Consider the following 6648-nt stretch of genomic DNA (forward strand, 5'->3'; position numbering starts at 1 on the left):
CAGGAAGTTTTTCTTGCCGCTATATTTGGCTCTGTGCGGGAAAACACTGACGTACATGCCATACAAAAAAGCAAGCACTAAGAATCGTTTTGTTTCAAAATTGAAAAACGTTGCCGCTTTTTAGATCGTACGTTCACTCTTTAATGACTCCGCGCTTTACCTTTACGCTTGGCGAAATCCCCTGATAAAATCGGCTTCATCCTTACATGTGCTTGACATCTTGAAATTGGTGGTCCCAACTAACGTTTTCGCGCAAAGGTTTGCGCGAAACTCATCAGACAGAAAGCATGCAGCTCGATCAAGCACGTCGGCCAATTAGTCTGATGAATGCGGCATAGCGTATTTGTTGTTTTTTGTGGTAAGCAGACCCGATTTCCGCTAGCTAACTGGGCACCTAATACCTGAGTACTTGATCGCATAAAGCACTTTGCAGCTGGCACGCGTTTTATCGTACTCCTCATTGGTTGAACAAGACTTTTTTCGTTTTGATGGAATGTGAGCATTGAAATTTCGAGCGCTTTGGACTTTAGTGCCCTAGACCACATTGAACCTCGTAAGCAATCTACGATAGTTAGTAGGCCTAGGACCTGTTCTCTGGAGGTGCATTCGACTGATACGCAGCATTCGACAACATCTTTAGAGCAAAGTAGGGCGCCGCTCGTCTAAGGACGATCATGCGGAAAGTCAACAGCCCTATTGGACAACGCGTCGGTGCGAACGCTCCACCGTGTGTCCGCCGTCCCGCCAGTACGAGATGCCGACGGTCTCCCTACAGAGGCACGCGGTTGGCCAATCTCGACTTGAAGGGATTTGGACTACGAACCTTCGTTCACGGAGTCGTCTATGTGGATCATCGACCGAGCGCGCGCATTCTTCGCTCTCATCGCTCGTGCGGCTTCAGTTGTCTGGGTGTTGTGCACATTTGTTTTTTTGGTCGTTCTCATGTCGCTTTTCAGCAAGTTGGAGCAGCGATCGGAAAGGTTGTCGAAATTCCGCCAAGACCGGAAGAATCGTCATCCGATGGGTGCAAACCCCTCCACCGTGCCCGCTAGCGGAAAGCTACGAGATTCGAACGAATAGCTGATTCACCTTCTAGAGCGCGTGTTGTTACGCGCCCCAAAAAAACGAGAGCGAGTTTATGCTGAATCTTCAATCGGATCTGCACGGAAATCATTTGTTGCGAGCGTTGCCACTGGAAGAATGGCAGGCGCTCGCACCCGATCTCGAGATCATCGAGTTGCGAGCGGGACAGGTGCTTTGCAATGCACATGACTCGTTTCTTCATGTGTACTTTCCGGCGTCCGCGGTCATCTCTCTGTCACATGCGTTGGACGGCAATTGCTCGGTCGAGATTGCAACGGTAGGGCGTGAAGGCATGGTTGGCGTGCCCGTATTAACGGAAGGCGACACCATGCCCACGATGGTCACAGTGGAATGCAGCGGCACCGCGTACCGCATGGACGCGCATCTGCTGCGCGAACACTTGCAGCGCTCGCGGCTCCTTGATCGTCTTTCCATGCTTTATATCCATGCGTTCTTCACGCAGATCGCGCAGAACGCGGCATGCAATCGGTATCACTCGCTAAGCAGTCAACTCTGTCGATGGCTTCTGGTCGGGCTCGACCGGGCTTCATCGAATCAATTGCGCGTCACGCAGCAGCATATCGCCGACTTGCTGGGGGTGCGTCGCGAAGGCGTCACCGAAGCAGTCGGGAGATTGCACTCGCACGGCGTCGTGTATCAGACGCGCGGCTGCATTCGCGTTCTTGATCGCAAGGCGCTCGAAGCGCGTGCTTGCGAATGCTACGGTCTTATCAAGGCAGAGTTCAATCGCTTGCTACCAGCGACGATCACGACCCCGTAAAGAGAATGAGCTTGTCGCTTGCAAAAGAGCAGGTGCATCAACGAGCTTCAGACACCGAACAGGAGATGCTGCGATGGCCCGTGTGCTCATTCTCAATCTTGCTGCGTCATCGACGGACACCGCCGACAACGATCTAACCATGCCGGTCGAGATACGGAACGAAGCGGGATCGGTAATAAAGCGCGTGATACTCGCGAGGGCGTGGCCAACGAGAGTCGAATTGCCGGACGACTTCGAAACGCGTGGTGTTCCAGCCGATGAGGCAAAGCCGCCTAGCGGCCTGGCCGTAATCATCGTCGCAACAAAAACATACGGCGGTCAAGAAGCACAGCGTCGGCTCATGCTCATTGGTCGCTTTAGCCAGCATACCGTCGATTTCATGCTCGACGTCTCAAGAAGTGGTTAGTAAGGCCTTTTGACCGTCGTGCCGCTTAGACGGTCCCTTTTAACTTTTCTATTGTGAGCGGGCTTATGAAAGTAACCGTCGTTGGTACGGGCTATGTTGGCCTTGTTACAGGCGCATGCCTGGCCGAAGTGGGCAACAGCGTTCTTTGCATGGATGTCGACCAAGAAAAAATTGATTTGCTTAACCGGGGCGGCATTCCCATTCACGAGCCAGGACTCAAGGAGCTTATTCAGGGCAATGTGAAGGCAGGACGAATCAGCTTTACGACGAGCGTCGCCAAGGCGGTAGAGCACGGAGACGTACAGTTCATTTGCGTAGGTACGCCACCTGATGAAGATGGTTCCGCAGACCTTCAATACGTATTAGCGGCTGCCGAGCAGATTGGCAAGTACGCGCAAGGTTTCAAGACGATCGTCGACAAGTCGACCGTTCCGGTCGGCACAGCAGATAGAGTCACCGACACCGTGCGAAAAGCGCTTGATGCCAGGGGCGTAAATCATCAATTCTCGGTCGTGTCTAATCCTGAGTTTCTGAAGGAAGGCGCAGCCGTTGTCGACTTCATGCGCCCGGACCGGATCGTACTTGGCTGCGCGTCCGATACCTCGGGCGAACGCGCGCGCGCCATGCTTACGCGTCTTTATGCGCCATTCAATCGGAACCACGAACGTACGATGTATATGGATGTGCGCTCCGCCGAATTCACGAAGTACGCTGCTAATGCAATGCTTGCGACGCGTATCTCGTTCATGAACGAGTTGGCGAATCTCGCCGATATGGTGGGCGCGGACATCGAGGCAGTGCGGCGTGGCATAGGATCGGACCCGCGCATCGGCTACGATTTTCTTTATGCGGGTTGCGGCTACGGTGGCTCGTGTTTCCCTAAGGATGTGCGTGCATTGATTCAAACAGCGCATGAGTACGGCCGCGATCTGCAGATACTGAACTCGGTGGAGTCGGTGAATCATGCGCAAAAGGACGTGCTTGTCAGCAAGGTCTGCGCGCGGCTTGGTGAGGACCTGACGGGGAAAACACTTGCGGTTTGGGGGCTGGCCTTCAAGCCGAACACCGACGACATGCGCGAAGCACCGAGCCGCAGGTTGATTGCCGAATTGCTCAAGCGAGGCGCGACTGTTCGTGCATACGATCCGGTTTCTTCGGAGGAGGCGCAACGGGTTTTCGCGCTTGACTTGGCAGACGACCCTTCGTACGGCGCAAGGCTTAAATTTTGTAGCAACCAGTATGAAGGAGTGAAGGACGCCGACGCGCTTGTAATCGTCACCGAATGGAAAGCGTTCAAGAGCCCCGATATCGCAGCGCTGCATGCTGGTTTGAAGAAGCCGTTAATCTTCGATGGGCGCAACTTGTTCGATCCCGAGAATATGGCGGAGCTGGGCTTTGTCTACGAGGCCATCGGTCGGCCCACGGTTGAGCCGAAGTAATCCCTAAAAGATAAAGGCGTTGCGGGTTGATTACTCGCAACGCCTTTTTTCGCATCCGAGGTGTTCGGTCACACTTGCGACTCGGTCACCGCTACATTGCTTCGACTTGGTACAGGAGCCACTTCTTTTTCGGCACGGAAACGAGCAAGCCTGACTTCGATGAACGCCGAGAACGACGCCTTGAATTTTTCGGTCGAAAATCTTTCGGCATTCTCGCGGCATGCGCGCGGATCGAACAGATGCGCGTTGCGCTCAAAGCGCTCGATGGCATCGATAAGCGACTCACACGTTGGCTCCTTGAAGAAGAGGCCTGTGGGGCGTTCGCGTGGCAGGCCGATCACCGTCTCCAGTGCGCCGCCTTTGCCGAACGTGACGACCGGCGTGCCGCATGCTTGGGCTTCTATGATCGATATGCCGAAGTCCTCCTCGGCCGCATACACGAAAGCGCGCGCGCGCTGCATGTGGTCACGCAAGACTTCGAATGACTGATAGCCGAGGATCTCGACGTTCGGACCTGCGGACGCACGAATCTTATGCATGTCAGGACCGTCCCCGATCACGACAAGACGCCGCTCCGGCGTGCGGGAAAACGCCTTTACGATAAGGTCGATGCGCTTGTACGGTACAAGTCGCGATGCGGTCAAATAGAAGTCGTCTTTCTGTGTTCGCATGGGAAGTGAACGCACATCGACCGGAGGATAAATCACAGTCGAGTCACGTTGGTAAGCCTTCCTGATACGGCGCGCGATGAAGTGCGAATTGGCGATCAGATAATCCACGCCGTTGGTCGAGCGTGCGTCCCATACGCGAATATAGTGCAGCAAAAGCCGCGCCATGACCGACTTCAACCCCTTGGTCAGGCCTGCTTCGTTGAGATATTGATGCTGCAGGTCCCAGGCATAGCGAACCGGCGAATGAACATAGCTGACATGAAGCTGATCCGGCCCGGTAATTACTCCCTTGGCAACCGCGTAAGAGCTGGAAATGATGAGATCGTAGCTTGAAAGATCGAGCTGCTCGATTGCTATAGGCATTAGCGCCAGATAAGACCTGTAGCGCTTTTTTGCAAAGGGCATTTTTTGAATGAAGGACGGGTGTACTTTGCAATCCTTGACGCAGGCACGGTCTTTAAGAAAGTCAACGATGGTGTAAATCTCGGCGCCTGGAAAGCACTCGATAATTTGCTGCAGAACTTTTTCCGCGCCTCCAGACACCACGAGCCAATCATGGACAATCGCAATTTTCACGGTTTTCCCTCGTTTAGAGAAACGAATGAGGAGACTTTCTTAGGCTTAAGGCCTTATGGTCCTAGGTAGAAATCCCAATTTTTGTGGTGTACCTAACACTTCGATGGCCGCCAACGAATTGCAAGGGAATCCTCAAAATAGGTGAAATTGTTTCGGGCGTTTTGCCCTGCCGCGTATATCGTTTCCAGTAAAGAATGACCGGACGTCGTGCTTAAAAACGCAGATCGTACGTCTGTTGGTTAGCGCACAACGTCGAGCATTCGAGCTGTTCATACTGTGGTCAACCAATCGAAAGTTTCGAGAGTTCTTCCTTGCATGACCGTGCATTCACAAGACGAGGTCACCGAGTAAGGTGACGCAGTGGCTTGTGGGCTCGAATGGATGGATCACAGCAAGCGCTACATAGAAATTCTTAAGGAGAGAGGGATGTCGCTTCCGAGGAGACTGTTCAACGGTGCAAAGGGGTGGCTCCCTGATACCGCGTATCTCATGCTCTACCATCGTCACAAGGTAGGACGTTTTCCCAACGTGCGCGCTCCCGAGACGTTCAACGAGAAGATTCTGTACCGGTGTCTTTTTCCGGACCCCCGGTATGCGGACCTTGCGGACAAGCTCAATGTGCGCGACTACGTTCAGCGCAAGGTCGGTGAGCGATACCTGACCAATATAATCGCCACACCAGAGAGGTTCACCCGCGAGGAGTTCGATTTTCTGCCGACAAGCTTTGTGATGAAGGCGAATCACGGTAGTGGTTTCGTCAAGCTAGTTCGCGACAAGGCCGAGACGTCCTTCGAGGAGCTCGACGCGCTTGCGCGCGAATGGCTGATCACCGACTTCTATCGCATAGCGCGGGAGCGTCACTATCGGACCATCAAGCCGCGCATTTTCTTTGAAGAGCTTTTACTCGATTCCAGCGGTGCCGTTCCTGCTGACATCAAGATCCATTGCTTTTTTAACGGAAGAGACAGCCAGCCCACGATTTACATCGCGCTCATTTCGGACCGGTTTGGCGAGCATCCACGTGGCGACATGTATGACGGGAACTGGAACCGGCTCGATATTGCGATCGGCCACTATCCGCGTAGTGAGGTCGCGGCGCCGCGACCGCAGTGCTTTGATGAGTTGATCTCGGTCGCCGTTAGCCTTGCGGAAGGCTTCGAATATGTGCGGGTAGATCTTTACGCACCGGACGATCGAATCCTTTTCGGCGAGTTAACCTTCACGCCGGGTGCAGGCGTGTTTCCCATGCATCCGGATATCGTCGATTACGAGTGGGGGAGGTTGATGGAGGTTAAGGGGGTGGGTTAGATTGGTCGCTTATGCCTTTGCCCGGGCGTCGGGCGAAGGCTATGCGCCGCCTGCTTGTACCGCAGCATCGGTCAATTCATTGAGGCCGTTGATTCGTACATTCGCTGGTACACGAGAAGCGGATCGAGATCTCGCTTGGCGCACTCACTCCGATTGAATACCGGGCGAGCCTCGGGCTGACGATATGAGGCAGTCCAAGAATTCCTCCGCATCCCCAAACACGACACTAGGATACTGCCGCTACACGCATGTCGAGGCCAATTTGAAATGTCCGATATCCGGCTAAATTGAAATGTCCGGTTTGGGGTCGGTTCCTGCTTCCAAAGAAGACAGTTTCCCCACCGAGGCTGCCCGCATTTCGGCACTTCTGAGCATCATCGCGTT

The 6648-nt window shown here is 53.9% G+C and carries 5 protein-coding genes and 1 pseudogene; 5 read left to right on the plus strand and 1 reads right to left on the minus strand.

Features of this window, described 5'->3' with window-relative positions; translation table 11 throughout:
* The first annotated feature begins 1138 nt into the window (after nt 1–1138).
* The 3 genes from NCT04_RS24165 to NCT04_RS24175 all read left to right on the plus strand — a co-directional run bounded on the left by NCT04_RS24165 (nt 1139) and on the right by NCT04_RS24175 (nt 3709).
* The gene (locus NCT04_RS24165) at nt 1139–1864 is read left to right on the plus strand and encodes a Crp/Fnr family transcriptional regulator (RefSeq protein ID WP_244831387.1); all 726 of its coding nucleotides are present in this window, start codon (nt 1139–1141) and stop codon (nt 1862–1864) included.
* A gap of 73 nt (nt 1865–1937) precedes the next feature.
* Entirely contained in the window at nt 1938–2270 is a 333-nt protein-coding gene (locus NCT04_RS24170; protein ID WP_250468029.1) for a hypothetical protein, read from the plus strand.
* A 65-nt stretch (nt 2271–2335) separates the two neighbouring features.
* A complete protein-coding gene (locus NCT04_RS24175; RefSeq protein WP_250468030.1) occupies nt 2336–3709 on the plus strand; it encodes a UDP-glucose dehydrogenase family protein in 1374 nt (457 codons plus the stop codon).
* Nucleotides 3710–3777: 68 nt separating this feature from the next.
* On the opposite strand, the gene NCT04_RS24180 is transcribed toward NCT04_RS24175, so the two are convergent.
* Nucleotides 3778–4956 carry a glycosyltransferase family 4 protein gene (locus NCT04_RS24180; RefSeq protein WP_250468031.1) on the minus strand — a complete coding sequence of 393 codons (1179 nt, stop codon included), beginning with the start codon at nt 4954–4956 and terminating at the stop codon, nt 3778–3780.
* Between the two features lie 426 nt (nt 4957–5382).
* On the opposite strand from NCT04_RS24180, the gene NCT04_RS24185 reads away from it, so the two are divergent.
* Nucleotides 5383–6264, plus strand: a complete 882-nt coding sequence (locus NCT04_RS24185) for an ATP-grasp fold amidoligase family protein (protein ID WP_250468032.1) — start codon at nt 5383–5385, stop codon at nt 6262–6264.
* Between the two features lie 63 nt (nt 6265–6327).
* Nucleotides 6328–6452 (plus strand): annotated as a pseudogene (locus NCT04_RS24190) (IS3 family transposase); the annotation flags it as partial.
* Nucleotides 6453–6648 lie beyond the last annotated feature (196 nt).

Origin of the sequence: Caballeronia sp. GAFFF2, assembly GCF_023631485.1 — a bacterium.
Taxonomy (GTDB): Bacteria; Pseudomonadota; Gammaproteobacteria; order Burkholderiales; family Burkholderiaceae; genus Caballeronia.

Excerpts from the sequence above, each read along its gene's own strand:
- NCT04_RS24165 (WP_244831387.1), top strand. The coding sequence starts at position 1,139 with ATGCTGAATCTTCAATCGGATCTGCACGGAAATCATTTGTTGCGAGCG.
- NCT04_RS24170 (WP_250468029.1), top strand. The coding sequence starts at position 1,938 with ATGGCCCGTGTGCTCATTCTCAATCTTGCTGCGTCATCGACGGACACC.
- NCT04_RS24175 (WP_250468030.1), top strand. The coding sequence starts at position 2,336 with ATGAAAGTAACCGTCGTTGGTACGGGCTATGTTGGCCTTGTTACAGGC.
- NCT04_RS24185 (WP_250468032.1), top strand. The coding sequence starts at position 5,383 with ATGTCGCTTCCGAGGAGACTGTTCAACGGTGCAAAGGGGTGGCTCCCT.